Source organism: Micromonospora gifhornensis (assembly GCF_016863515.1).
Lineage (GTDB): Bacteria > Actinomycetota > Actinomycetes > Mycobacteriales > Micromonosporaceae > Micromonospora > Micromonospora gifhornensis.
This window is the reverse complement of sequence record NZ_BOPA01000016.1, coordinates 78,040-103,672: the sequence shown is the minus strand read 5'-3', so window position 1 is coordinate 103,672 and position 25,633 is coordinate 78,040. Positions and strand designations below refer to the sequence as shown.

Here is a 25,633-nt window from a genome sequence, read left to right as displayed (position 1 = left end):
GCGGTCAGCCGGCGCGGCGGCGGCGGAACCAGGTACGCCTGCGCGGCGGCGGCGTCTCGTCGGCAGCGGCCTGCGAGGCGGTACGGGCGGCTCGGCGGTCGGCCTGCCAGCGCTGCACCACCGTGTCGGCGTTCACCGGACGCACCACCACCCGCGGGCCGGACGGGTTACGCAGCCACGCCATGATCTCTTCGTTCAGGGCGGCGACGCAGGCCCGCACGGACCCTTCGGTGGGCAGGTCACGCACCTCGGCGGGCAGCTGCTCGATGCGGCGGCGCAGCAGCAGCGGGGTGGGTAGCAGCAGATCGGTGGGCACCTGCTCGCGTTCCATGAAGCTCTTGATCCACCAGGACTCGTCGTAGGGCAGGCCACGGCCGGGGATCGGCTTGCCGGCACCGGGCAGGTTGTCGAACTCGCCGCGTTCCTGGGCCGAGCGGATCTGTGCTTCGACCGACGCCTGCCAGCTGTCCATTCCGCCACCTCCCCCACCTCACGGTAACGCGACCACGGGTACCCGATGCACAGCGTCACCGCGTCCGTCGGCATTCCGCGAGTCGTCCGTCGAGCCGCACCAGGGCGGCACTAGGCTCCCCGACGAAGACGGGGGGTGTACGACGATGGTGAGTACTGCCGGAATTGTCGGGATCGCGCTTGTTGCTCTGGGGCTGGTGCTGACTCCGGGGCCGAACATGGTCTACCTGGTGTCGCGGTCGGTGACCCAGGGGCGGCGCGCCGGGTTGATCTCGCTGCTCGGGGTGGCGGCCGGTTTCGCGGTCTACCTGGCCGCCGCGGTGGCCGGCATCGCCACGGTGTTCGTGCTGGTGCCGGCGCTGTACACGGCGGTGAAGGTGGCCGGTGCGGGATACCTGCTGTGGCTGGCGTGGCAGGCGGTGCGCCCGGGTGGGCATTCGCCGTTCACCCCGACGCCGCTGCCGGCCGACCCGAACCGTCGGCTGTTCACCATGGGCCTGGTCACCAACCTGCTCAACCCCAAGATCGCCATCCTGTACGTGTCGCTGCTGCCACAGTTCATCGACCCGAGCCGGGGTGCGGTGGCGGTGCAGAGCCTGCTGCTCGGGTCGACCCAGATCGCGGTGGCGTTGACGGTGAACGGGCTGATCGTGCTCACCGCCGGCAGCATCGCCGGGTTCCTCGGCCGACGGCCCATGTGGCTGCGCGCGCAGCGGCTGGTGATGGGTACGGTGCTGGCGGCGCTGGCCGTGCGCATCGCCGCCGACCGTTCGCACGCCGCCGTGGCCGCGCCCTGACCTCAAGCTGTCAGTGTTCGCGCAGCACGGCGACACCGCCGGGCGGCAACTGCACCGCCTCGTCGACCGTGCTCGCGGTGAGCAGGTCGGTGCCGCGTGCCGCAACCCGTTGCGGGGTGTCGGTGTGGTTGAACAGGAACAGCCAGCTGCCATGCGCACCACGGCGGCGGACCGCCTCGACACCGGCCGGCGCGTCCGGGCACACCGGGGTGATACCGGCCGACCGGGCCGCCTCGTCGAGCAGCCGGCGGTAGGTGGCGTCGTCGGGTCGGGTGGAGACGTACCAGGCGGTCCCGGAGCCGGCCCGGTGCCGGGTGATCGCCGGCTGGCCGTCGAGGACCCCACCGGCGTACGCGGTGATCACCTGCGCGCCGGTCGGCCGTAACGTCTCGGCCCAGATCCGTCCGGTCCCGCCGTCGCGCAGTCGTACCTGCTCGTCGGCGGCGAGCGGGTGGAACTCCTCGACCCGTATGCCGAGCAGGTCGCGGAGTGCGCCCGGGTAGCCGCCGAGTCGCACCCGGGCGTGTTCGTCGGCGACCCCGCTGAGGTACGTGGCCAGCAGGTGTCCCCCGCCGGTGACGTACTCGCGGACCCACTGCGCGGTGTCGTCGTCGGCCAGGTAGAGGGCGGGCAGGACGAGCAGCCGGTACCCGGTGAGCGGATCGCCGGGCAGCACGATGTCGCAGCCGTAGCCGGTGTGCCAGAGGGCGCGATGGGCGGCGGCGGTCTCCTGCTGGTGATCGAGCCGGTCCGAGGGCATACCCGGGTGGCGCAGCGCCCACCCGCTCGCCGCGTCCACCACCAGCGCCACACCGGCCTCGACCTGCCCGTCGACCTCGGCGAGTCGGTGCAGGGCGGCGCCGAGGGCGGTTGCCTCGCGGAAGACCCGGCTGTCCGGGCCGGCGTGTGGCACCAGCGCCGAGTGGAAGCGTTCGGCGCCGCCGACAGGGGCCCGCCACTGGAAGAACATCGCCCCCTGCGAGCCGCGGGCGACGTGGGCGAGGCTGTGTCGGGTCATGCGGCCGGGTTCCTTGGTGTGCATCCGACCGGTGGTGTGGATCTGGTGGGGGGCGCTTTCCATCAACAGCCAGGCCGACGTCGCGTCGCCACGGTGGCGGCTGCCGTGCCGCGCCCAGCCTCGGGCCAGGTCGCCGACCAGGGCAGTCTGTTCCTCTGCGCCGATGTCGACCGCCGACGGGTAGTGGTCGACGGCGACCAGGTCCACCTCGCCGGCCCACCGGGCGTGGTCGACCGGTACCCAGTCGCCGAGCACGTAGTTGGTGGTGACCGGGATGGCCGGGTTGGCGGCGCGCAGCAGGTCGCGTTGTTCGCGGTACGCGGCCAGCAGGGTGTCCGACCAGAAGCGACGGAAGTCGAGCAGCTGGCCGGGGTTGGCCAGGTGCTGGGTGGCGCGGGGGGTGCTGATCTGCGTCCAGTCGCTGTAGTGCTGGCTCCAGAAGCTGGTGACCCAGGCGTCGTTGAGCCCGGCGAGGTCGCCGTGTCGGTCGGCCAGCCAGCGGCGGAACGCGCGGGCGGTGTGTTCGCAGTGGCAGGTGGTGCCGTACTCGTTGTGCACGCGCCACAGTGCCAGGGCCGGGTGGTGGGCGTACCGGTCGGCGAGGGCGCCGGCGATGGCCAGGGCGGCCGTACGGTAGGCGGGTGCGGCGGCACAGTAGGTGTCCCGGCTGCCGTGGTGCAGGCGTACGCCGTCGGCGGTGACCGGCAGGGCGCCCGGGTGGGCCGCGGAGAACCACGGCGGCGGGGAGGCTGTCGGGGTGGCCAGGGCGACGCGGATGCCGCCGGCGTGCAGCAGGTCGAGCACCTCGTCGAGCCAGTCGAAGGTGTACCGGCCGGGGGCCGGTTCCAGGCGGGACCAGGCGAACACGCCGACGGTGACCAGGTTGACCCCGGCCTGGCGCATCAACGCGACGTCCTCGGCCCACACCGACGCCGGCCACTGTTCCGGGTTGTAGTCCCCGCCGAAGCAGAGTCGGCCGTCGCTGAACATGCCACCCACCCGCCCATTTAGTTTGAGATCCGTCCAAACTAGGGATGGACTCTGCCCATGTCAAACCCGGCCGATACTTCCGGGATGCCGGCAACTCGTTGACAGTTCGTTGGAAAGTTAAAGAAACTGTCGGCACCGCCTGCGGTGGGTCGGTCCACCGCAGGGACCGGCCGGAACCGGCACAGCGGAAGGGAGTTTGCCGCCTCCGGCGCCCCGACTAGCATTAGTTGGGTTTCCAATCCAATAGACCGATCGACGGTGATCTGTCCCAGGGCAGGCAAGTGCCAGCGCGGCCGGCGGCGTGCCCGGCCTGCCACGGCCGTACGCGATGATGGACGCACGCCGTGACACCGGCGCAGGGAGCGGGCAGATCGTGATCAGCATCCACAGCGAGCCGCAGCCGACCGACCTCGGTGACGTGCGGGTCGCCAACCGGGCGGTCGTGCTGCGACACGTCCGTCTGCACGCCCCGTGTTCCCGGGCCGACATCGCCGCGCACACGGGCCTGAACAAGGCCACCGTCTCCAGCCTGGTGGCCGAGCTGATCGACAAGCGGTTGATCCGCGAGACCGGGCTGACCGAGAACCGGGTCGGCCGCCCCGCGACGATGCTCGTGCTCGACGGTGAGCCGTACGCCGCCCTCGGCCTGCAGATCGGCGCCGACGAACTCGTCGCGGTCGCCATCGACCTGGCCGGCAACCGCCTGCTGACCTGGCGGCGGGCCTTCGCCGCCGGCACGGCCTCCCCCACCGAGACGCTACGGGCGCTGGCCGTGCTGGCCCGTCGGGCGATCGGCCGGGTCGGCGCGCAGGGCCGTACCGTGCTGGGTCTGACCGTCGGCGTGCCCGGGCTTGTCGACTCGGCCGGCACGGTGCCGGTGGCCACCGCCCTCGGCTGGCGGGAGGTGCCCGTCGCCGCCGAACTGCGTGCCGCGCTGCGGGAACCGGCCTTCACCGTCGGCGTCGACACCGTCGCCAACCTCGCCGCCATCGCCGAACAGCGGCACGGCGGGCACGCCGGCACCGCCGACCTGGTGCACCTGACCGGCGGCATCGCCGTCGGCGCGGGCATCATCGCCGACGGACGGCTGCTGCGCGGCGGGCGGGGCTTCGCCGGCGAGATCGGCCACCTGTGCCTCGACCCGAGCGGCCCGCGATGCTTCTGCGGCGGCCGGGGCTGCCTGAGCGCCCTGGTCGGCCTGCCCGCGGTGGTCCGCCGGCTGCTGCCCGACGTCGAGGCCGACGGCCCGGTCACCGACTACCTGCCGGAGTTGCAGCGGATCGTGGCGCTGGCCCGGCAGGACGACCCGGCCGTGCTCAGCGGGCTGGCCGAGGTCGGCCGGCACCTCGGGCAGGGGGTGGCCGTCCTGGTCGACCTGCTCAACCCGGAGGCGGTGGTGGTGGGCGACCACCTCGCCACCCTGGCCCCCTGGCTGCTGCCCGCGGCCCGGTCCGGGCTGGCCACCCGCGCCCACGCACCCGGCGCCGGTGGCTGCCGGCTGGACGCCTCCATCCTGGACACCGCGGCGGCCCTGGGTGGCGCCACCGCCGCCTTGGCCGCCGTCGAGGCAGGACGCCTGCCCGGGCGCTGACCCCGGCGACGCCGCCCGATCCGGGTGCTCGACGGAGCACCGCGTCCGACCCTGCGCCGAGTCTTGACCGGACCCGTGCCGGGTGCCAACCTCGAAGCGAGCCGCTCCGTTCGGGCACCCGGGGCGGCTTGCTTTCCACGGTTTGTCGAAGCGCTTCACCAGCGTCCGGGCCGACGACCGTCATCCCACCCTGACCTGCGACGCCGCTCGGCCATCGGTCGTCGAAGCGCTTCGACTCCCGGCGTGCCGGGCACTGGAAGGCGAACCACCATGACCGACCGCAGTACGCCCCCGCACCAGACACGCGTCGACGACCTGGTCGCCGCGCTGACCCTGCCGGAGAAGATCGGCCTGCTGCACCAGTGGCAGGCGCCGGTGCCCCGGCTCGGCCTGCCCGGCTTCCGCACCGGCACGGAGGCGCTGCACGGTGTCGCCTGGCTCGGCCCGGCCACCGTCTTCCCCCAGGTGATCGGCCTGGCCAGCAGCTGGAACCCGGACCTGGTGCGGGCCGTCGGCGTCGCCGTCGGCGAGGAGGTACGCGCCAAGCATCACGCCGACCCGCAGCGTGTTGGCCTCAACGTGTGGGCGCCGGTGGTCAACCCGCTGCGCGACCCCCGCTGGGGACGCAACGAGGAAGGCTGGTCGGAGGATCCGTGGCTGACCGGGACGCTGGCCACCGCGTACGCCCACGGGCTGCGCGGTGACCATCCGCAGCGGCTGCGGACCGCCCCCACGGTCAAACACTTCCTCGCCTACAACAACGAGACCGACCGGGCCACCACCTCCAGCGACCTGCCACCCCGGGTGCTGCACGAGTACGAACTGCCCGCGTTCCGGGCCCCCATCGCCGCCGGCGCGGCGGTCGCCGCGATGGCCTCCTACAACCTGGTCGACGGGGTGCCGGCGCACCTGAGCCCGCTGATCGAGGCCGAGTTACGTCGCTGGGCGCCGGGTGAGGTGCTGGTCGTCGGTGACGCGGGTGCGGTGAGCAACCTCGCCGGGGTGCAACGCCACCTGCCCGACCACGTCAGCGGATTCGCCGCCGCCCTGCGGGCCGGCGTCGACAGCTTCACCGAGGACGACACCGACAGCGCCCCCACCCGGCAACGCCTGACCGAGGCGCTGCGTCGAGGACTGATCAGCGTGGCCGACGTCGACCGGGCGGTACGCCGGATCCTCACCCTCCGCTCCCGCCTGGGTGATCTGGACCCACCGGAGACCGACCCGTACGTCACCGGCACCGACGTGATCGACTGCCCGGCGCACCGGCGACTGGCCCGGGAAGCCGCCCGCCAGTGCGTGGTGCTGCTGCGCAACGACGGCCTGCTGCCCCTGACCGCGCCGCCGCGCATCGCCGTGCTCGGCCCGCTGGCCGACACCGTGTACGAGGACTGGTACAGCGGCACCCTGCCGTACGCGGTAACCCTGCACGATGCGCTGGCCGCGCGGCTGCCGCAGGTCAGCACCCATGCCGGCGCCGACCGGATCGCGTTGCGGGTGGCCGGACGCTACGTCGGCTGCCCGGACGACGCCGACGGTGGCCCGCTGACCGTCGATGTCGAACCGGCCTGGTTCGACGTGTTCGACTGGGGACGGGACACGGTGGCGTTGCGGGCCGTCGGCAACGGCCGACACGTCGGCGTCGACGACGACGGCGTGCTGGTCAACGACCGCCCGGGGCCGGGCGGCTGGGTGGTACGGGAGACCTTCCAGTTCGACCCGCTGCCCGCCGGCACGGTGCTGCTGCGACACCTGGCCACCGACCGGTACGTCACCGTCGACGCCGACGGGCGGCTGCGGGTCGACGGCGACGGACCGCAGGCCGCCACCGCCTTCGTGATCGAAGTCGGTGGCGACGGGGCCGCCGAGGCCGCCGCGCTGGCCGCCGCCGCCGACGTGGCGGTGGTGGCGCTGGGCAACCATCCGATGGTCAACGGCCGGGAGACCGAGGACCGGGTCGACCTGGCCCTGCCGGCCCGCCAGGAGGCGCTGCTGCGGGCCGTGTACGCCGCCAACCCACGCACCGTGCTGGTGGTGACCAGCAGCTACCCGTACGCGATCGGCTGGGCCGAACAGCACCTGCCGGCGGTGCTGTGGTCAGCGCACGGTGGACAGGAACACGGCAACGCCCTGGCCGACGTGCTGCTCGGCGACGCCGAACCGGCCGGCCGGCTCACCCAGACCTGGTACGCCGACACCGCCGAACTGCCCGACCTGCTCGACTACGACGTGATCGGCGCCGACTTCACCTACCTGTACCACCGGGGTGAGCCGCTGTTCCCGTTCGGACACGGCCTGTCCTACACCGACTTCGACTACACCAACCTGCGCCTGAGCGCGACGGCGGTGCCGGCCGGTGCGGAGGTCGAGGTGAGCGTGGACGTCACCAACACCGGCGAGCGGGTCGGCGAGGAGGTGGTGCAGCTCTACACCCGGCAGCGTCGCTCCCGGGTCAAGCAGCCGTTGCGTCAGCTGCGGGACTTCGCCCGGGTGACGGTGGCGCCCGGCGAGTGCCGCACGGTCACCCTGCGGCTGCGCACCGCGGAGCTGAGCTGGTGGGACGCCGACCAGGGCCGCCTGGTGGTGGAGGACGCCACCCACAGTGTGCTGGTGGGCCGCTCCGCGACCGACGTCCGGCTCACCGGCACCGTGGCCGTACGCGGTGAGACGCTGCCGTGTGCGTCGCGGCTGTCCAGCACGAGCGGGGCGCGGTGAGCGGGCGCGGACGGGTGGCGTCCGGGCAGCCGACCATCGCCGACGTGGCCCGCCACGCGGGTGTCGCGGTGAGCACCGTGTCGTACGTGCTCAGCGGCAAACGGGCCATCTCCGAGGTGACCCGCAGCCGGGTGCTGTCCAGCATCCGGGTGCTCGGCTACCACCCGAACGCCGGGGCGAGGGCGTTGGCCAGCCGCCGCTCCAACGTGATCGCGTTGGTGCTGCCGCTGCGCTCGGGCATCCAGGTGCCGGTGGTGATGCAGTTCGCCACCGCCGTGGTGACCTCGGCCCGCCGCCACGACCACGACGTGCTGCTGCTCACCTCCGACGAGGGCCCGGAAGGGCTGCGCCGCATCGCCGCCGGCGCCCTGGTCGACGGGGTGCTGGTGATGGACGTGGAGTTGCACGACGTACGGGTGCCGTTGCTGCGGCAGCTGGGCCGACCCAGCGTCCTGATCGGGCTGCCCGCCGACACCAGCGAGCTGACCTGTGTGGACCTGGACTTCCACCGGGCCGGGCAGCTGTGCGTGGAGCATCTGGCGGGCCTCGGTCACCGACGGATCGCCCTGCTCGGCGCACCGGGGGCCGTCTACGACCGGGGCACCGGGTTCGCCCACCGCACCCGCGCCGGGGTGATCGAGGCGGCGGCCCGCCACGGTGTCGACGCGGTGACCATGCCCTGCGAGGAGAACGCCGCCGACGTCCACCACCGGGTGGCCGGGCTGTTCGCCCGCCACCCGGACATCTCCGCGTTGATCGTGCAGAACGAGGCGGCGGTCGCACCGATGCAGGCGGCCCTGGCCGCGTCGGGTCGCCGGGTGCCCGACGACGTGTCGGTGGTGGCGGTCTGCCCCGACCAGTTCGCCGACCATGCCAGTCCCCGGTTGACCTGTGTGCCGGTGCCCGCCGAGGAGATCGGCCGGCAGGCGGTGTCGCTGGTGATGGGCAAACTCCGCGACGAGCCGGTGCCGGAGGTCACACTGCTGCCGCCACGGTTGACTGTGCGCGACAGCACCGCCCGCCCCGGCCACTAGACTGCCCGTTCGATGGACGCCGAGCCCGCCACCGACACCCGCCCCTGCGCCCACTGCGGTGCCGACGTGCCGCAACGGGCCGGCGCGGGCCGACCCTTCCGCTACTGCCGGGACAACGACGGCGCCTGCCAGCGCGCCTCCCGCAACAGCCGGATGCGTCACCGCAACGCCCCCGGCCTGCCCGGTCAGGTGGCCCGCACCTGGGAGGCGGTGGACCGACTCGACCAGATCGTGCAGACGTTGACCGAGGCCCTGCACGCCGAACTGTCCCCGGCCGGGGTGGAACGGCAGTTGGCGCAGGTACGGGCGGAGACGGCCGGTGCGGTCGCCGCGGCGCAGACCGAACGCGACGAGGCGGTGCGGGCGGCCGAGGACGCCGCGGCCCGGGCCGAGCGGGACCGCCGGCAGGCGCAGGCCGCCACCGCCGAACGCGATGCGGCCCGCGTCGACGCCGACCGGGCCGCGCAGCAGGCGGCGGCCGCCGATGCGCGGGCCGAGCAGGCGCAGACCGACCGGGACGAGGCCCGTCGGGCCGCGGTCGCCGCCGAGGCGCTGCGCGCGCAGGCGCAGACCGACCTGGACGACGTCCGCGCACAGGTGGCGGCCACCCGCACCGACCTGGACGCCGAGCGACGTCGCACCGCCACGCTGGTCGCCGAACGTGACACCGCCCGCGCCGAGGCGCACCGCGCCGACCGGGTCGCCGCGGAGGCCACGGCACGCATCGAGGCGCTGCGCGCCGAGGTGGAGCAGGTCCGCAGGCAGGAACAGCAGGTGCGGGCCGAACTGGCCCAGGCCCGTACCGACGCCGAGCAGGCGACCACGCGGCTGGCCGCCGTTCGCGTCGACCTCGACCAGGCGCAGCAGGCCCGGGCGCAGGCCGAGGCGGACCGGCAGCGGGCCCAGGCCACGGCCCGGCAGGTCGGGGGCGACCTGGCCGCGGCGATCGCCGACACCGATTCGCTGCGCGTCGATCTGGCCGCCGCCGTCGCCCTCGCCGACACCCTGCGCGCCGACCTGGCCGCCGTACGGGAGGCGGCGGCGGCCGCCGACAGCCGCATCGGCGAGCTGACGCAGCGGCTGCGGGTGGCCGAGAGCGACCGCGACGATGCCCGGGAGCGGGTCGCCCAGCTCGCCGGTCAGGTCGCCGAGCTGGCCACCGCGCTGACCCGGCGCGCCCCCACCGGCTAGCCACGCCGCCCCTCGCGCGCCCGGTCGGGGAGGGTTTCGGGGTGAAGGTGGCGAGGCGCTACGCCGGTGCGGTGGGGCGGCGGGCTAGGATTTGCGCTGACGGCGGCGATGGGCCGCACGACCCGGCCGGGGCGGACCCCGCCGGGCACATGCCGTGGCCGGTTACCCTTGACCGTGCACCCGCGGGTAGCGGGCCGTCGAGGCGTGGCTGTGGGGAATGGCCCGGCGACGGCGGACCGTTACACCGACAGGACCAGCACCACCGAAGAGGGGAAGTCGATCATGGGCGAGCGCATGCTGCGCGGTAGCCGACTGGGCGCGGTCAGCTACGAATCCGATCGCAACACGGAGCTCGCGCCGCGGCAGACCCGCGAGTACCTGTGCGCCAAGGGCCACCAGTTCGAGGTTCCGTTCGCCGTCGACGCCGAGGTGCCCACCACCTGGGAATGCAAGTTCGACGGCAGCGTGGCCCGGCTGGTCGACGGCACCGAGCCGGAGCAGAAGAAGGCCAAGCCGCCGCGTACCCACTGGGACATGCTTTTGGAGCGGCGTTCGATCGCCGAACTGGAGGACATCCTCGCCGAGCGGCTGCAGGAGGTACGCACCCGCCGCGGTCGCGCCTGACCCGTCCGACAAGCGACGCCCCCGGGAGATCCACTCCCGGGGGCGTCGTTCGTTGTCTCGTCAGCGTGGCTCGACGATCTCACCTTCGATGGCCTGACCGTTGTCGACCACGGGCGCGACCGGCGGGGGCGGTGCGGCGGGACCGGTGGGCTCCGGTCGGCCCGCCTCGCCCGGTTGCGGCGCACCCCGGTACACCCGCACCCGACGCGGCCCGAACAGGTCACCGGCGGTCATCGACGACACCCGACGCTCGGCAGCCCGCTGCATCCCGCCGCGCGCCACCTTCCGCACCGGCGGCACCAGCAACACCACCCCCACCAGGCCACTGACCAGGCCCGGGGTCGCCAGCAGCAACGCGCCGAGCAACCCCACCAGCCCGTCGGTCACCTGCCGTCCCGGCGGCCGACCGGACTGCGCGGCCTCCCGGAAGCCCCGCCAGGCGCGGATGCCTTCCCGCCGCAGTAGCACCATGCCGAGCAGCGACGCCGCGAACACCAGCAGGGTCGCCGCGCCGAAGCCGATCGCCCGGCCCACCAGCACGAACACGGCCAGCTCCGCGACCACGGACACCAGCAGGGCCAACGGTACGAACCGCAGTGACCGGCGCATATCACCCCATCCGCCGCATGGCGTGTCAACGTACGCGGCTGGCCGGTGCGGCGCAGCCGTCTGCGTACCTCCAGCATGACACGACCCGGCTCACGGCCACCGCGCCTGCCCCGCCGTGGCCGCCCGCCACCCCCGACGCACCGCCGTGCGCCTGTCGTCCACCGCCCACCCGGTGATCCGCCACAACGCCTCCACCACGATCAGCGGACTCATCTTGCTGGCGCCGCGTTCCCGCTCCGCGAACGTGATCGGCACCTCCGCGATGCGGGCCCCGGCCCGATGCGCCAACCGGCACAACTCCACCTGGAACGAGTAGCCCTGCGAGGACACCGACTCCAGGTCCAGCAGGTCCAGCAGGCTCGACCGGTAGACCCGGTAACCGCCTGTCGCATCGGCCACCGGCATCCCCAACGCCAGCCGCGCGTACAGGTTGCCGCCCCGCGACAACAGCAGCCGCCGCAGCGGCCAGTTGACCACCCGCGCGCCCCGCGTCCACCGCGACCCGATCACCACGTCGGCGTCGACGGCCGCGGCCAGCAGGGCGGGCAGATCCCGCGGATCGTGCGACCCGTCGGCGTCCATCTCCACCACCGCGTCGAAGCCCCGCTGCCGCGCCCACGCGAACCCGGCCAGGTACGCCGCGCCGAGCCCCTGCTTGCCTTCGCGGTGCAGCACGTGCACCTGAGCGTCGGCGCGGGCCAGGTCCTCGACGATGGCCCCGGTGCCGTCAGGACTGTTGTCGTCGGCGACGAGCACCTCCACCTGCGGGGCGGCCCGCCGGACCCGACCCACGATCGCCGAGACGTTGTCGGCCTCGTTGAAGGTGGGAATCACCACCAGCACCCGGCCCACCCCAGGCACCTCGGTTATCGCCGGACGAATGGTCTCCTGCATCACCGCTGCCTCCCTCGTGCCGGCCCGCGGGTCTAGCCGGGGCGCCGCCGCAGCACCGCCGCGCCGGCCAGCGCAGCCACGGCCAGCCCGGCCAGCAGCACCTCCGGCAGCATCCCGATCCGGGTGGCCAGGGTGCGCCCCTCGGTCAGCGTCAGCTGCCGTACCACGACCGCGCGGGTGTTGAAGCCGGTCGCATCGCTTACCCGCCCGTCCGGGGCGACGAACCCGGACACCCCGACCGTGGAGGCCATCAACGCCGGACGACCGTGCTCGACGGCCCGCAACCGCACCATGGCCAACTGCTGACGGGCCTCGGCCACGTCGAAGGTGGCGTTGTTGGTCTGCACCACCAGCAACTGCGCCCCACCGGTCACGGTGTCCCGCACCAGCCCGTCGTAGGCGACCTCGAAACAGATCACGTCGCCGAGCACCACCGCCGGGGTACGCACCACACCCGCCTCGGTGCCGGCCACGAAGTCGGCGCGGACCCGGTCGACCTGCTTGCTGACCATCCGGGCGATGTCGCGCATCGGCACATATTCGGCGAACGGCACCGGATGCCGCTTGATATACAGCTGCTCCAGGTCCGGGCCGGTACCCGGACGCCACAGCAGCCCCGCGTTGCGCACCTGCCCCTGCTCCGGCCCGCTCAACACGGCCCCGACCAGGATCGGCACGCCGACGGCGTCAGCAGCGGCCGAGATGCGGGCGCCGGCGGCCGGGTTGCGCAGCGGGTCGATGTCGCTGGAGTTCTCCGGCCACACCACCAGGTCGGGCTGCTCCCGCGCACCGGCGGCCACCTGGGCGGCCAGTTCGATCGTGGCGTCGACGTGGTTGTCGAGCACCGCCTGCCGTTGGGCGTTGAAGTCCAACCCCAGCCGCGGCACGTTGCCCTGCACGATGGCGACGGTGACACTGCCACCGCGTGCGGACCCGCCCAGCGGCACCAGCAACGCGGTGCTGAACAGCACCAGCACGGCCGCCCCGGGCCCGGCGGCCGGCACCCACCAGCGGGGCGCAGTGGGCTGCCGCCGGGCCCGGGCCAACCACCAGAGCCCGGCGACGAGCAGCCCACCGGACACCGCCACCGCGAACGTCACCAGCGGGGCACCGCCGAGGGCGGCCAGGCGCAGCAGCGGCGAACCGTCCTGACCGAACGCCAGCCGCCCCCACGGAAACCCACCGAACGGGGTGCGGTCACGCAGCGCCTCCTGACCCACCCACAGCACACCGGTCACCACCGGCCACACCGGCGGGAACCGGTCGACCAGCGGCGACACCCACGCCGTCGCCACACCCAACAACGCCAGATATGCGGCCTGCAACAGCGACAACAACACCCACGGCAGGTAGCCGGTGTGCAGGTTCGTCCACGCCAGCAACGGCGCGAACAGCGCCACACCGGTCACGAACCCCAGACCGGCACCGGCGCGCAGCCGCCGCCGGTGCGTCGCCGCGGCCAGCAGCGCCACCCCCACCGGGGCCAACGGCCACCACCCGTACGGCGGGAAGGCCAGCAGCAACGCCAACCCGGCGGCCACCGCCATCGCCAGCGCCACCGGCAAACGCACCGGCGACAGGCGCGATGGCGGGGTGGCTGCGGCGACAGGGTCCACGGTCGTCACGGGCGAGTCGGGCACGGTCACCCGCCGAAGGCTACCGGGACCATCGGGGCGGTGACGCCGCCGGTCGGCCGACTCACATCCGGCGGGCCACCAGCACCGCGTCGTGCACGACGATGTCGCGGCCCTGCGGGTCCACCGCGCCACGCGGGCGGGTCTGCGCCACGAGCACCTCGAACTGCTGCGGGTCCAGGTCGGCGGCGACCTGCTCGGCGGTGAACATCATCTCCGGGTAGTGCATGCGGTGCGCCGTGGACCGCAGATCCTGCGGGTGATGCCCGACGATCAGCAGCCGCCCACCGGGCGCCACCGCAGCGGCCAGCCGCGCATACAGCTCCCGCCGCGGCTGCGGCGGCAGATGCATGAACTGCGCCGACACCAGGTCGTACGCCCCCTCGTCCAGCTCGCCGCGCAGCAGGTCGGTGTGCACCCACTCGATGCGCTGCGCGACCTGCTCACCCACCTCGCGGGCGTGCTGCGCGGCCCGCTGCAGGGCGGTCTTGGAGATGTCCACCCCGGTGACCCGCCAACCCCGTTCGGCCAGCCACACCGCGTCGGCCCCCTCACCGCAGCCCACATCCAGCGCCCGCCCCGGCGTCAACTCCGCCGCCTCGGCCACCAGCTGCGGGTTGGGTCGGCCACTCCACACCGCCGGCCGTTCCTGGTACCGCTGCTCCCAGCCGGCCTCGGTGAACGCCTCCTCTCGCACGCGGCGGTGCCGCGCCACCGCCTGCCGGGTGTCCTCCTCCATCAGGTCCGCGTTGATCGCCGCCGCGGCGGTGATCCCGGCCCCGGCCGCGCGGATCACCTTCGCCGACAGGTCGGCGACGTTGCCGGCCACCCACACCCCCGGCACCGAGGTGGCCCCCGACGGCCCGGCCGGCACCTGCTCACCGAGCACATGCCCGAACATCTCCACCGGCTCCGCCGCCAACCCCAACGACCCCAGCAACTCCGACCGGGCGGTCATCTTCGGACCCACCACCAGCACGTCGCACTCCACGTGCTCCCCCGAGGCCAGCCGCACCCCGGTGACCTGGTCGGCGTCGACCGTCAGCTCGGCCACCGGGCCCGGCACCACGGCCACCCCCAGCGCGGCCAGCCGCTCGGCCTCCTCCGCGTCAGGCGCCGGCTCGTGGTGCAGCAGAAGCAGCACGTCGGCGCTCCACTGCCGCCACAGCCGCGCCTGGTGTGCCGCCAGCGGCCCGGTGGCCAGCACCGCGATACGTCTGTCGGCCGCCTCCCACCCGTGGCAGTACGGGCAGTGCAGCACGTCACGTCCCCACCGCTTCGCCAGCCCCGGCAGCGGCGGCAACTCGTCGACCAGACCGGTGGTGACCAGCAGCCGCCGTGCCCGCACCGTACGCCCGCCGTCGACGGTCACCGTGAACTCGTCGCCGTCGCGGTCGACACCGGTGACCCGCCCGGTCACCAGCTGCCCGCCGTAACCGGCCACCTCGTCGCGGCTGATCGCCGCCAACTGCGCCGGCGGCATGCCCTCCCGACCCGGGTAGTTGTGCACCCCGGCGGCCGGGGCGTTACGCGGCTCACCGGCGTCCACCACCAGCACCGAACGGCGTGCCCGGGCCAGCGTCAACGCCCCCGCCAGACCGGCGGCCCCGCCACCGACCACCACCACGTCGTACCTGTCGTCCATGTCCGCTCCCTCGTCGGTTCCGTGCGTCACCATCCACCCGCACCACCGGTGATGACAAGTATTGTTGCCGTTGTGGCAAACAACGAGGCGGTGCTGGCGGCGGTGGGTCCCCGCCTGCGGGCCCTGCGCAAGAACCGCGGCACCACCCTGAGCGAACTCGCCGACACCACCGGCATCTCGGTGAGCACCCTGTCCCGGCTCGAATCCGGACAACGCCGCCCCACCCTGGAACTGCTGCTGCCCCTGGCCCGTGCCCACCAGGTGCCGCTGGACGAACTTGTCGGCGCACCCGCCGTCGGCGACCCCCGGGTACACCCCCGCCCGATCGTCCGCCACGGCACCACGTTCCTGCCGCTGACCCGCCGCCCCGGCGGCCTGCAAGCCTTCAAACAGATCCTGCCCCCGCACAGCCCCACCGAGACGCAACTACAGTCCCACGAAGGCTACGAATGGCTGTACGTGCTCTCCGGCCGGCTGCGACTGCAACTCGGCGAGCACGACCTGATCCTCGAACCGGGCGAGGTGGCCGAGTTCGACACCCGCACCCCGCACCACATCAGCAACCCCGGCCCCGAAACCGCCGAGGTGCTCAACCTGTTCGGCCCGCAGGGCGAACGCCTGCACGTGCGGGCCCGACCCGCCACCGGCTGACCGACCACCACACCAAGTCGGGGCGCGGCGTGCGCCGCGCCCCGATGCTCCCAGGCCCCTTCCCGGCCGGTGGGGCGAGAGTGCGGCACGCCGACCTTCGGACCGACACGACGGTGACTGGCTGTCCCCGTCGGGCCGTTGTCTACTGGCCGTGCACCTCACCCTGCCCGTACACCGGTAACCGCGGCCGGTTCGCGCCGCCCCGCCGACCCCCGCCCGCTGGACCTGGCCGCCGCAACAACATGTCGCTCGGCCAGCGGACGAAGGGACGAAGCGAACAACAGCCACTTCCCGTGGTAGGACTCAAAGACGGTACGTGGGCCACCCCCGCCCTTGTCAACCCACCACCGCCGAGTCGTCACCACACATCGGCGTGTCGCACACCACCCGCACGGTGCAGCCGGTCAACCGAGCAGCGACCGCAGCAACCCCCGCGCCGCCACCGGATACTCCCCCACCAGCAGACCCGCCGCCGCCAACACGTAGTCCACATCGACCACCGGCCGCGCCGCCCGCGGCACCGCCCACCCACCGGCATGATCGGTCAACACCGCGTCCAGCACACCGCCCGCCTCGTTGTCCCGGGCGTGGCGCAACACCCCACCCGACCCGACCAGCAGCCGCACATCCCGCAGATCCCGCCCCGACCGCTCCCCCGTACCGACCCCACGGGCATGCCGACGCACCGCCACCGTCGCCGCCAACGCCGCGATCCGCGCATCCACCGCCCGCCCCGCCGCATCGGCCGGCAGAAACCCCGCATCGGCGGCCCGCCGCGCCGCCGCCGACGCCAACTCGTCCCGCTCGGCCTGCCCCACCAGCCGTTCCTCGACCGCGGCCCGCACCACCCCCGGCGCACTCCACCGCATCCCCAGATCACCCTCGACCGTGCGGGCCCGCCACAACGACCCCGCCACCTCCCGACCCGGCCCACTGGCCCGCTCGTCCGGCGTCAACACCGAATACACATCCGTGGTCGCGCCACCCACATCCACCACCACCAGATCACCACCGGCCACCTCGGCCAACGCCTCCACCCCGGTCAACACCGCATCCGGAGTCGCCGCCCGCACCAGGCCGGCGAACCGACGCCCCCGCGACAACCGCTTACCACCGATGACATGCCGCAGGAACACCTGCCGGATCGCCTCCCGCGCCGAGGCCGGCGCCAACACCCCGATCCGCGGCAACACGTTGTCGGCCACCGTCACCGGCACCCCCGCCGCCGCCAACAACCCCTGCACCTCGTCCCGGACATCCGCGTTGCCCGCCACCACCACCGGCACCCGGAACCGGGCCCGTGCCAGCCGGGTCGCGTTGTGCAGCAACGTCTCGGCATCCCCACCGTCAGTGCCACCGACCAGCAGCACCACATCCGCGCGGGCCGCCCGCAACGCCGTCAACTCACCACGACCGAGCCGCCCGGCGGCCACATGCACCACGTTCGCGCCCGCCGACAACCCGACCCGCCGACCCGCCTGCGCCGTCACCAGCGGCTCGTAACCCACCACCGCCAGCCGCAACCCACCCCCCGCCGACGAACACACAAACCACGGCACATCCCGCGCCCCCAGGCCCGTCAACGCCGACCCGACCGCCGCCTCCAGGCCGTGCAGCACATCCGTGTCCACCGACGTACGCGCCGACGCCGACGCCACCAACCCACCGCCGTCGAGATCCACCACAAGCACCTTGGTGAACGTCGAACCGACGTCGGCGCAGACCGCGACCCTCACGCCACCGGCGGAACGACCACCGTGCCGGTCGCCGTCACCACCACCACCGGCTCCGCCAACACCTCCGCCGCCGACCCACCCCGATCAGGCCGCCCCCGACACACCACCCGCGCCTCGAAATCGAGGGTCCGGCTACGGGTACCGACCCGCGTCACCGTCGCCACCACCTCCAGCACGTCCCCCGCCCGGATCGGCGCCCGGAACTGCACATCCGAATAGGACGCGAACAACCCCTCGTCCCCGTCGGTGCGGATACACACCTCCGTGGCCACATCACCGAACAACCCCAACGCGTACGCCCCGTCGACCAGATCACCGGCATAGTGGGCGTGCGAATACGGCACGTACCGCCGGTGCGTCACCGACAACCCGACCCGCGAATCAGACATCACTTCACCCTCTTGTTCGTGTCCGTGAGCAACGCATGGACCAGGTAACTGGCCACCTCACCCGGCGTCGTCCCCCGACCGAAGATCCGATCCACCCCCAGCTCGGCCGCCATCGACTCGTCGAACCGCGGCCCACCGACGATCAGCAACGGCCGCCGCCCCGCCGGCATCGCCTCCCGGAACGCCGCCGACATCTCCCGCGTGTTGTGCAGATGCGCATCGCGCTGCGTCACCACCTGCGACACCAGCACCGCGTCGGCACGCTCCCGCCGGGCCGCCTCGACCAGCTCCGGCACACTCACCTGCGCACCCAGGTTCGTCACCTTCAACTCCCGGTAGTACTCCAGGCCCTTCTCACCGGCAATGCCCTTGACGTTGAGAATCGCGTCGATGCCCACCGTGTGCGCGTCCGTACCGATGCACGCCCCCACCACCGACAACTTGCGACGCAACCGCCGCTTCACCACCGCGTTGACCTCCTTGGCGCTCAGCAGCGGAAAATCGCGCTCCACCACCTGCACCTTCGCCAGGTCCACCAGATGGTTCACCCGCCCGTACACCACGAAGAACGTGAACCCGTCACCGATCGGCTTGGCGTGCACCAGCATCGCCGGATCCATGCCCATCTTGTTGGCCAACTGCACCGCCGCGCCCTCGGCCCGCTTGTCATGCGGCACCGGCAACGTGAACGACACCTGCACCATGCCGTCACCAGTGGTGTCCCCGTACGGCCGCACCACCGTCTTCTCACTCATGCCGTGCCGGCCCGCACGGCCCTCGCTGCGCTCGGTGGGTTCACTCATGCTGTGCCGGCTGGGCATGCCTTCACGGCCCTCGCTGCGCTCGGTGCGTTCACTCATGCCGACTGCTCCAGGATCTCCGTGGCCGGGTTGTAGTAGTCCGCCTCGTGCCGGGCCACCCCGTCCAGACCCTTCCCCCGATCCGCCGGCCGCTTCATGATCCCGAACGTGCCCTCCGCGATCGCCGTCAACAACGACTGATCCCCGATCCGCTCCAACAGCTCCACCGCCTCACCGAGCACGCGGTGCGCCCGCTGCTGGATGAACCCGCCCGACGCCGGCACGAAATCCTCATGCAACCCGCCGGCCGCCCCCAGCACGTACCGCACGTTCTGCAACGCGATGTCCCGATCCGACAACCACGGCGTCACCACCGCCTCGGTCATCATCCCCACCAGCAGAATGCCCTGCCCCGTCATCGTGCCCACCAGATTGAAGAACCCGTCGAGCAGATTCCCCCGGAACACGTCACCGGTCATGTGCTTCGTCGGCGGCATCCACTTCAACGGCGCATCCGGAAACAACTCCCGCGCCAACAACGCGTGCGCCAACTCCAACCGCAACGACTCCGGCACATCAGGATTGATCTCGAACGCGTGCCCCAACCCCAACTGCCAGTCCGCCAACCCCGCCTCATGCGCGAAATACTCGTTCAACAACTGCGACACCGTCACCGTGTGCGCCTCGTCGACCGCATCCGCAGTGGTCAGATAGTTGTCCTCACCGGTGTTGATGATGATCCCCGCCCGCGCATGCACCTGCCGCGAAAAACGCTGATCCACAAACGTCCGAATCGGATTGATGTCCCGGAACAAAATCCCGTACATCGAATCGTTGAGCATCATGTCCAACCGCTCAAGACCCGCCAACGTCGCCATCTCCGGCATACACAACCCCGACGCGTAATTCGTCAACCGCACATAGCGGCCCAACTCCTTCGACGACGAATCCAACGCCGCCCGCATCAACCGGAAATTCTCCTGCGTCGCGTACGTGCCCGCGAACCCCTCCCGCGTCGCCCCCTCCGGCACATAGTCCAACAACGACTGCCCCGTCGACCGGATCACCGCGATCACATCCGCCCCGGCCCGCGCCGCCGCCTGCGCCTGCGGAATGTCCTCGTAGATGTCCCCCGTCGCCACGATCAGATAGATCCACGGCCGCCGCGCCGGATCCCCGAACCGCCGCACCAGGCGCTCCCGCTCCGCCCGCCGCCGATCGATGCGCCGAACCCCCGCACCCACCGCCCTACGCGCCGCCCGCCGCGCCGCCGTCGCCGCCTTTCCCGACGGCACCTCGAACCGCACCGACCCCGCCGCCGCCTTCTGCGCCAACAACGTCACATCGGTGATCTGCTCCCGCGTCAGCGCATCGAACACCGGCACCGCCACCCCGTGCCCCAACCCCACATCCGCCACCACGGCATCCACCAGCCGATTCACCCACGGAATGCCATCCGGATCCGCGCCGGTGACCCCCGCCAACCGCAACACGGCCCGCTCCACCGACACCGTGGTGTGGCTACGCGCCAACTCCACCACCGGACGCCCCGCCCGACGCGCCAACTCCCGCGCCCGCGCCACCAGCACCGGATCCAGATCAAGCTTGCCCGTCACGAAAGCCCTTCCCCCTGATAGATCACGTCACCACGCAACACCGTCGCCCGACACACCGGCAACGGCGTCGGATCCTGCTCCCCCCGCAACTCCGGATCCTCGGCCTGCAACACCGGCAGACCCCGCTGCACCCCCGCCGGCGTCGACCACACCGCGAACGTCGCCGGCGCCCCCAACGCCAACACCCCCTCGCTGTCCATGTGCACCGCCCGCCAGCCACCCCGGGTGTGCGCCGCGAACGCCGCCCGCACCGTCATCCGCTGCACCGGACTGTGATGAGCCGCCGCCGCCCGCACCGAACCCCACGGATCCAACGGCGTCACAGGCGAATCCGAACCGAACGCCAACGTCACCCCCACCCCGTGCATCGCCCCCATCGGATTCGACGCCAACGACCGCTCCAACCCCAACCGCGCCTCGTACATCCGACCCGCACCACCCCACAACCGGTCGAACGCCGGCTGCATCGACGCCACCACCCCGTACTCCACGAAAGCGGCGATCAACCGCCGATCCATCACCTCCGCGTGCTCCACCCGATGCCGCGCCGCCCGCACCCGATCCGTACCCAGCCGCTGCGCCGCCGCCGCGAACCCCGCCACCACAGTCGAGATCGCCGCATCGCCGATCGCATGGAAGCCGCCCTGCATCCCGTGCGCCGCACAGTCCAACAGGTGATCACGCACCTGCTCCGCACTCAGATACCCGTGACCACACCCGTCACCGTCGACGTACGCCTGCGACAGAAACGCCGTACGCGACCCCAGCGCCCCGTCCGCGAACAGATCCCCACCGGCCCCCACCGCACCCAACTCCCGCGCCCGCGCCGCACCACCCAACTCACCCCAGTACCCGTACACCTCCGGCACCCCCGCACCGGAGATCGACAACAAGCCGGTGAAGTCCTCCTCGTCGGAGATCTCCGGCCCACCACACTCGTGCACCGCCGCGATCCCCAACGACGCCGCATGCGCCAACGCCACCCGCTGCGCCGCCACCCGCTGCGCCCGCGTCACCGACGCCCGCGCCGCCGCCCGCACCACGTGATGCGCGTCCAGCCGCAACCAACCCGACCCGTCATACCCGGACACCGCCGCCGCCTGCGGACACGCCGCCAGCAACGCCGAGGACCCCAACGCCGAATGAATCGACGCCTGCGACAGATACACCCGCCGCCCACCGGCCGCCCGCCCCAACTCCACCGCCGACGGCGGCTGCGGCACCGACCACGTCGACTCGTCCCACCCGTGACCCAACACCACCGCGTCCGCAGGCAACCCCGCCGCGAACGCCGACACCGCGTCCAACAACTCACCGGCCGAGCGCACCCCGGACAGGTCCAGCCCCGACAACGCCAGCCCGGTGTCGCTGACATGCACATGCGCGTCCACGAACGCCGGCGTCACCAACGCCCCGGCCAGGTCCACCACCCGGTCGGCGGTCGGCGCGTCCGCATCAGCACCCAACCAGGCAATCCGCCCATCCCGTACCAACAATGCCGTCGCGGACGGTTCCGCCGGACAATGCAGCACGCCACCGCGGTACAACGTCGAGGGGTTGTTCGTCATGGCCTCAGTCTGCCGCCAGCCGAGCCTCGAACAGCCCCCGCACCCCGGGATCAGCCCGCAACAACCCCAACGCCAACTCCGCGTGCCCCGGCACGTACCCGTTGCCGACCAGCATCGTCACGTCCGCGGCCAGGCCCTCGGCCCCCAACGCCGCCGCCGAGAAACTCGTCGCCATCGAGAAAAAGATCACTGTTCCGCCGTCGGCCGTCGCCAACACCGCACCGTGCTCACAGCCCGGCACGTCCACGCAGACCACCGTCACATCCGCCGGCACCCCCAACGCCGACGTCACCGCCGTCGACAACGCCACCGGATCCCGGGCGTCGGCCATCGCCACCGCATCACACAACCCGGCCGCCGTCAGCGCGTCACGCTCCGCCGCCACCGGCACCACCCCGACCGTACGACCCGCCCCCGCCTGCCGCGCCGCCGCCAGCGACAGCGAGCCACTCTTACCCGCGCCACCGATCACCGCCACCGTCACCGGCGGCCCGTCCACCGCCCGCTCGGCCACGTACCGCGACACCACCCGCGCGGTAAGCGCAGGCGCCCCGCACACGTCAAGCACCGCCAGCGACAACTGCGGATCCAGATCCTGCGGCAGCACCGCCGCGACCGACCGGGCGAACAGGATCGCCCACCCGTCACACGGCACCTGCTCACTGCGGCCGTCCCAGCGGGCCAGGCCGTCGGTCACCACCAGCGGCGTCAACGTCAGCGACACCAACGTGGCGACCCGCTCACCCGACTTCAACCCCAGCGGCGAACGCCGGCCGGCCTCCTCGACCGTGCCGATCAACATGCCACCCGACCCGGTCACCGGGTTCTGCATCTTCCCCCGCGTCGAGATGATCTCCAGAACCTCGGCGCGGACCGCAGCACCATCACCGCCGTGCTTGTCGAACAGCTGCCGGAAACTCGCCGCATCCAGGTTCAGCCGCTCCACCCGGATGCGTACCTCGTTCGCCGCGATCTCCGGGCGCGCGTCAAGCCGCCAGGCCGCCTGCGGCAGCACCCCCGCCGGTTCCACGACGCGGTGCAGACCCACCGGTGACGTCACGCCGACCTCCCTGTCCGACCGCCTGAACCTCCGGCCGAGGCTCGCGAGGCGGGAAAACTTACGGCAGACTAATTTCTTGACCGGATATTTTCCAGTACCCTTCAGTACCTTCGATCAACCACCAGGAGGGGCCGTGACCCAGACCCACCCGCCGGTGCAGAGCACCCCGGCTGCCCAGCCGGCCCCCGCCAACACCACCGGCCAGCCCTACGAATACCGCCGCACCCCACTCGTCGAACCCGACTGGACCCGCTTCCCCGGCTGGCGCCACGTCACCCGCGACCAGTGGGAAAACGCCCAGTGGCAGCGCGTCAACTGCGTCAAGAACGTCAAACAGCTGCGCACCGTGCTCGGCGACACCGTCGACGAGAGCTTCTACGCCGACCTGGAAGCCGACCAACGCGCCATGGCCACCATGTCCATGCTGGTGCCGCCACAGATGATCAACACGATGGTGCCGTTCGCGCCGCCCAGCACCGAAGCGCTGCTCGCCGACCCGATCCGGCGCTACATGATCCCGGTCGCCTCCGACCGCCGCACCGACTGGCCCTCACACCCCTACGCCAGCCGCGACTCCCTGCACGAACACGACATGTGGGTCGCCGAGGGCCTCACCCACCGCTACCCCACCAAAGTCCTCGCCGAACTGCTCGCCACCTGCCCCCAGTACTGCGGCCACTGCACCCGCATGGACCTGGTCGGCAACTCCACCCCCGCCGTCGACAAGCTCAAACTCAGCCTCAAGCCGGTCGACCGCTACGACGCGCACATCACCTACCTCAAGGCCCACCCCGGCGTACGCGACGTGGTGGTCTCCGGTGGCGACGTGGCCAACGTGCCCTGGCGCAACCTCGAGTCCTACCTGATGCGCCTGCTGGAGATCGAAACCATCCGGGACATCCGACTCGCCACCAAGGCCCTCATGGGCCTGCCCCAGCACTGGCTGCAACCCGACGTCGTCGAGGGCCTGGAGCGGGTGGCCCGCACCGCCGCCCGCCGCGGCGTCAACCTCGCCATCCACACCCACGTCAACCACGCCCAGTCGCTCACCCCACTTGTCGCCAAGGCCGCACAGACCGCCCTCGACGTCGGCGTACGCGACGTCCGCAACCAGGGTGTGCTCATGCGCGGCGTCAACGCCACCAGCAAGGACCTGCTCGACCTGTGCTTCGGCCTGCAGGGCGAGGCCGGCATCCTGCCGTACTACTTCTACATGTGCGACATGATCCCCAACGCGGAGCACTGGCGGGTGCCGGTCTGGCACGCCCAGCAGCTCCAGCACGACATCATGGGCTACCTGCCCGGCTACGCCACCCCTCGGATCGTCTGTGACGTGCCGTTCGTCGGCAAGCGCTGGGTGCACATGGTCACCGAGTACGACCGCGAGCGCGGCATCTCGTACTGGACCAAGAACTACCGCACCTCCATCGAGTCGGCCGACCTGGCGGCGTTGAGCAAGCGGTACGCCTACTACGACCCGATCGACACCCTGCCCGAGGCCGGCCAGCAGTGGTGGCAGACCCACCGCGACGACTGACGCACTGACGGCACGTACCGCGAAGGGGCCCCCGGGATTGTCCGGGGGCCCCTTCGCGTCGCTCGTCACCTGTCGAAGGCGTTCTTCGCCTTGTTCTTCATGTCCTCGCCCGCCCGTCGCGCGCGGGCCTCGGCCTGCTCGCCGGCGCCCTCGGCGCGCATGCGCTCGTTGTCGGCCATGTCGCCGATGCGCTCCTTGGCGGTGCCGCTCATCTCCTCGACCTTGTTCTTCGCCTTGTCGATGAAGCTCATCTCGCCTCCTCTGCTCGGCCGGGACGGCCAAGCCCCGTGTTGTTGGTGTCCCCGGGTGTCGCGGGTGAAAACCCGAGGTGGGCGGCACATCGCGTAAGGCGTCCTAGGATGCTAGGTGGTCGGCGGGAGACGGGGACTGGTTGACTGGGCCAATGGGACAGATCACGCTCATCCGACACGGCGCCACCACCTGGAGCACCGCACGACGGCACACCTCGTACACCGACCTGGGGCTGACGCCCGACGGCGAGCGGCAGGCCCGATCGCTGCGTCCCGCCCTCGCCGCCGAACGGTTCGTCGCGGTGCTCAGCAGTCCCCGACTGCGGGCGGTACGCACCGCCGACCTGGCCGGCCTGACCATCACCGACACCGACGAGGACCTGGCGGAGTGGAACTACGGCGAGTACGAGGGACAGACCACCGCCGAGATCCACGAAGACCAGCCGGGTTGGAGCGTCTGGACCGACGGGTGCCCGGGCGGGGAATCCCCCAGCGAGGTCGGCGAACGCGTCGACCGGCTGCTCAGCAGGCTCCATCCCCTGCTCGACAAGGGTCACGTCGCTCTCGTCGGGCACGCCCACTCGCTGCGCGTGCTGGGTGCCCGGTGGGTCGGCCTGCCACCGTCGGCCGGTGGACTGCTGCGACTGGACACCGCCACCCTCAGCCTGCTCGGCACCGAACACGGACGCCGGGTCATCCTGCGCTGGAACCACCCGCCCGCACCGCCTGTCGACGCGGTGGACGCCACGACGGCCCGACACTGAGCCACGAAACGGCGACTGGCTCCGCCCCGGCGGGTGCCGGAAGGCGGA

The 25,633-nt window shown here is 72.3% G+C and carries 22 protein-coding genes; 9 read left to right on the top strand and 13 right to left on the bottom strand.

What is annotated here, in order from left to right; genetic code table 11:
- Positions 1–4: 4 nt before the first annotated feature.
- Positions 5–472 carry a DnaJ family domain-containing protein gene (locus Vgi01_RS10945; protein ID WP_102656110.1) on the bottom strand — a complete coding sequence of 156 codons (468 nt, stop codon included), beginning with the start codon at positions 470–472 and terminating at the stop codon, positions 5–7.
- Positions 473–617: 145 nt separating this feature from the next.
- Between Vgi01_RS10945 and Vgi01_RS10940 the strand changes: the two genes are divergently transcribed.
- Complete coding sequence (locus Vgi01_RS10940; RefSeq protein WP_102656111.1) at positions 618–1,268, top strand: LysE family translocator; 651 nt, start codon at positions 618–620, stop codon at positions 1,266–1,268.
- Between the two features lie 10 nt (positions 1,269–1,278).
- Here the strand turns inward: Vgi01_RS10940 and Vgi01_RS10935 are convergent, their stop codons facing one another.
- On the bottom strand, positions 1,279–3,276 hold the full coding sequence (locus Vgi01_RS10935) for a beta-galactosidase (protein WP_204290929.1): 1,998 nt from the start codon (positions 3,274–3,276) through the stop codon (positions 1,279–1,281).
- A 373-nt stretch (positions 3,277–3,649) separates the two neighbouring features.
- Here Vgi01_RS10935 and Vgi01_RS10930 point away from each other — a divergent pair, with 373 nt between their 5' ends.
- The 5 genes from Vgi01_RS10930 to Vgi01_RS10910 all read left to right on the top strand — a co-directional run bounded on the left by Vgi01_RS10930 (position 3,650) and on the right by Vgi01_RS10910 (position 10,431).
- Positions 3,650–4,867: an ROK family transcriptional regulator gene (locus tag Vgi01_RS10930; RefSeq protein WP_239088895.1), complete on the top strand. Its 1,218-nt coding sequence runs from the start codon at positions 3,650–3,652 to the stop codon at positions 4,865–4,867.
- Between the two features lie 270 nt (positions 4,868–5,137).
- Entirely contained in the window at positions 5,138–7,582 is a 2,445-nt protein-coding gene (locus Vgi01_RS10925; protein ID WP_204290928.1) for a beta-glucosidase family protein, read from the top strand.
- Positions 7,579–8,616 (top strand): LacI family DNA-binding transcriptional regulator, encoded by a 1,038-nt coding sequence (locus Vgi01_RS10920; RefSeq protein WP_232510813.1) that lies wholly within the window; start codon positions 7,579–7,581, stop codon positions 8,614–8,616. The genes Vgi01_RS10925 and Vgi01_RS10920 overlap by 4 nt, the downstream gene beginning before the upstream one ends.
- A gap of 12 nt (positions 8,617–8,628) precedes the next feature.
- Positions 8,629–9,807, top strand: a complete 1,179-nt coding sequence (locus tag Vgi01_RS10915; protein WP_204290927.1) for a coiled-coil domain-containing protein — start codon at positions 8,629–8,631, stop codon at positions 9,805–9,807.
- Positions 9,808–10,089: 282 nt separating this feature from the next.
- Positions 10,090–10,431: an RNA polymerase-binding protein RbpA gene (locus tag Vgi01_RS10910; protein WP_007070998.1), complete on the top strand. Its 342-nt coding sequence runs from the start codon at positions 10,090–10,092 to the stop codon at positions 10,429–10,431.
- 60 nt (positions 10,432–10,491) lie between these two features.
- Here the strand turns inward: Vgi01_RS10910 and Vgi01_RS10905 are convergent, their stop codons facing one another.
- From Vgi01_RS10905 to Vgi01_RS10890, 4 genes are all read right to left on the bottom strand, one after another.
- Positions 10,492–11,040 carry an FxsA family protein gene (locus Vgi01_RS10905; protein WP_013733839.1) on the bottom strand — a complete coding sequence of 183 codons (549 nt, stop codon included), beginning with the start codon at positions 11,038–11,040 and terminating at the stop codon, positions 10,492–10,494.
- Between the two features lie 90 nt (positions 11,041–11,130).
- A complete protein-coding gene (locus Vgi01_RS10900; protein WP_102656115.1) occupies positions 11,131–11,934 on the bottom strand; it encodes a polyprenol monophosphomannose synthase in 804 nt (267 codons plus the stop codon).
- 32 nt (positions 11,935–11,966) lie between these two features.
- Entirely contained in the window at positions 11,967–13,580 is a 1,614-nt protein-coding gene (gene lnt, locus Vgi01_RS10895) for an apolipoprotein N-acyltransferase (RefSeq protein WP_204290926.1), read from the bottom strand.
- Between the two features lie 52 nt (positions 13,581–13,632).
- A complete protein-coding gene (locus tag Vgi01_RS10890) occupies positions 13,633–15,213 on the bottom strand; it encodes a bifunctional NAD(P)/FAD-dependent oxidoreductase/class I SAM-dependent methyltransferase (RefSeq protein WP_204290980.1) in 1,581 nt (526 codons plus the stop codon).
- 51 nt (positions 15,214–15,264) lie between these two features.
- On the opposite strand from Vgi01_RS10890, the gene Vgi01_RS10885 reads away from it, so the two are divergent.
- Positions 15,265–15,864 carry a helix-turn-helix domain-containing protein gene (locus Vgi01_RS10885; RefSeq protein ID WP_043720873.1) on the top strand — a complete coding sequence of 200 codons (600 nt, stop codon included), beginning with the start codon at positions 15,265–15,267 and terminating at the stop codon, positions 15,862–15,864.
- 404 nt (positions 15,865–16,268) lie between these two features.
- Here Vgi01_RS10885 and Vgi01_RS10880 read toward each other — a convergent pair whose 3' ends face one another.
- The 6 genes from Vgi01_RS10880 to kdd all read right to left on the bottom strand — a co-directional run bounded on the left by Vgi01_RS10880 (position 16,269) and on the right by kdd (position 23,033).
- Entirely contained in the window at positions 16,269–17,600 is a 1,332-nt protein-coding gene (locus tag Vgi01_RS10880; protein ID WP_102656117.1) for a glutamate mutase L, read from the bottom strand.
- A complete protein-coding gene (gene kal / locus Vgi01_RS10875; RefSeq protein ID WP_204290925.1) occupies positions 17,597–17,989 on the bottom strand; it encodes a 3-aminobutyryl-CoA ammonia lyase in 393 nt (130 codons plus the stop codon). Before kal ends, Vgi01_RS10880 begins: the two co-directional genes overlap by 4 nt.
- Complete coding sequence (kamE, locus tag Vgi01_RS10870) at positions 17,989–18,744, bottom strand: lysine 5,6-aminomutase subunit beta (protein WP_204290979.1); 756 nt, start codon at positions 18,742–18,744, stop codon at positions 17,989–17,991. The genes kal and kamE overlap by 1 nt, the downstream gene beginning before the upstream one ends.
- Before the next feature lie 101 nt (positions 18,745–18,845).
- Positions 18,846–20,405, bottom strand: a complete 1,560-nt coding sequence (gene kamD / locus Vgi01_RS10860; RefSeq protein WP_204290924.1) for a lysine 5,6-aminomutase subunit alpha — start codon at positions 20,403–20,405, stop codon at positions 18,846–18,848.
- Positions 20,402–21,973 (bottom strand): amidohydrolase, encoded by a 1,572-nt coding sequence (locus Vgi01_RS10855; protein ID WP_204290923.1) that lies wholly within the window; start codon positions 21,971–21,973, stop codon positions 20,402–20,404. Before Vgi01_RS10855 ends, kamD begins: the two co-directional genes overlap by 4 nt.
- A gap of 4 nt (positions 21,974–21,977) precedes the next feature.
- A complete protein-coding gene (kdd, locus tag Vgi01_RS10850) occupies positions 21,978–23,033 on the bottom strand; it encodes an L-erythro-3,5-diaminohexanoate dehydrogenase (RefSeq protein WP_455565548.1) in 1,056 nt (351 codons plus the stop codon).
- Positions 23,034–23,166: 133 nt separating this feature from the next.
- Between kdd and Vgi01_RS10845 the strand changes: the two genes are divergently transcribed.
- Positions 23,167–24,570: a KamA family radical SAM protein gene (locus Vgi01_RS10845; protein ID WP_013733828.1), complete on the top strand. Its 1,404-nt coding sequence runs from the start codon at positions 23,167–23,169 to the stop codon at positions 24,568–24,570.
- A 65-nt stretch (positions 24,571–24,635) separates the two neighbouring features.
- On the opposite strand, the gene Vgi01_RS10840 is transcribed toward Vgi01_RS10845, so the two are convergent.
- The gene (locus Vgi01_RS10840; RefSeq protein WP_013733827.1) at positions 24,636–24,821 is read right to left on the bottom strand and encodes a CsbD family protein; all 186 of its coding nucleotides are present in this window, start codon (positions 24,819–24,821) and stop codon (positions 24,636–24,638) included.
- A 152-nt stretch (positions 24,822–24,973) separates the two neighbouring features.
- Here Vgi01_RS10840 and Vgi01_RS10835 point away from each other — a divergent pair, with 152 nt between their 5' ends.
- On the top strand, positions 24,974–25,585 hold the full coding sequence (locus Vgi01_RS10835) for a histidine phosphatase family protein (RefSeq protein ID WP_013733826.1): 612 nt from the start codon (positions 24,974–24,976) through the stop codon (positions 25,583–25,585).
- Positions 25,586–25,633 lie beyond the last annotated feature (48 nt).

Coding starts and splice junctions, on each gene's coding strand:
- Vgi01_RS10945 (WP_102656110.1), bottom strand. CDS start 472: ATGGACAGCTGGCAGGCGTCGGTCGAAGCACAGATCCGCTCGGCCCAG.
- Vgi01_RS10940 (WP_102656111.1), top strand. CDS start 618: ATGGTGAGTACTGCCGGAATTGTCGGGATCGCGCTTGTTGCTCTGGGG.
- Vgi01_RS10935 (WP_204290929.1), bottom strand. CDS start 3,276: ATGTTCAGCGACGGCCGACTCTGCTTCGGCGGGGACTACAACCCGGAA.
- Vgi01_RS10925 (WP_204290928.1), top strand. CDS start 5,138: ATGACCGACCGCAGTACGCCCCCGCACCAGACACGCGTCGACGACCTG.
- Vgi01_RS10915 (WP_204290927.1), top strand. CDS start 8,629: ATGGACGCCGAGCCCGCCACCGACACCCGCCCCTGCGCCCACTGCGGT.
- Vgi01_RS10910 (WP_007070998.1), top strand. CDS start 10,090: ATGGGCGAGCGCATGCTGCGCGGTAGCCGACTGGGCGCGGTCAGCTAC.
- Vgi01_RS10905 (WP_013733839.1), bottom strand. CDS start 11,040: ATGCGCCGGTCACTGCGGTTCGTACCGTTGGCCCTGCTGGTGTCCGTG.
- Vgi01_RS10900 (WP_102656115.1), bottom strand. CDS start 11,934: ATGCAGGAGACCATTCGTCCGGCGATAACCGAGGTGCCTGGGGTGGGC.
- Vgi01_RS10890 (WP_204290980.1), bottom strand. CDS start 15,213: ATGGACGACAGGTACGACGTGGTGGTGGTCGGTGGCGGGGCCGCCGGT.
- Vgi01_RS10885 (WP_043720873.1), top strand. CDS start 15,265: ATGACAAGTATTGTTGCCGTTGTGGCAAACAACGAGGCGGTGCTGGCG.
- kal (WP_204290925.1), bottom strand. CDS start 17,989: ATGTCTGATTCGCGGGTCGGGTTGTCGGTGACGCACCGGCGGTACGTG.
- kamE (WP_204290979.1), bottom strand. CDS start 18,744: ATGAGTGAGAAGACGGTGGTGCGGCCGTACGGGGACACCACTGGTGAC.
- Vgi01_RS10855 (WP_204290923.1), bottom strand. CDS start 21,973: ATGACGAACAACCCCTCGACGTTGTACCGCGGTGGCGTGCTGCATTGT.
- Vgi01_RS10840 (WP_013733827.1), bottom strand. CDS start 24,821: ATGAGCTTCATCGACAAGGCGAAGAACAAGGTCGAGGAGATGAGCGGC.
- Vgi01_RS10835 (WP_013733826.1), top strand. CDS start 24,974: ATGGGACAGATCACGCTCATCCGACACGGCGCCACCACCTGGAGCACC.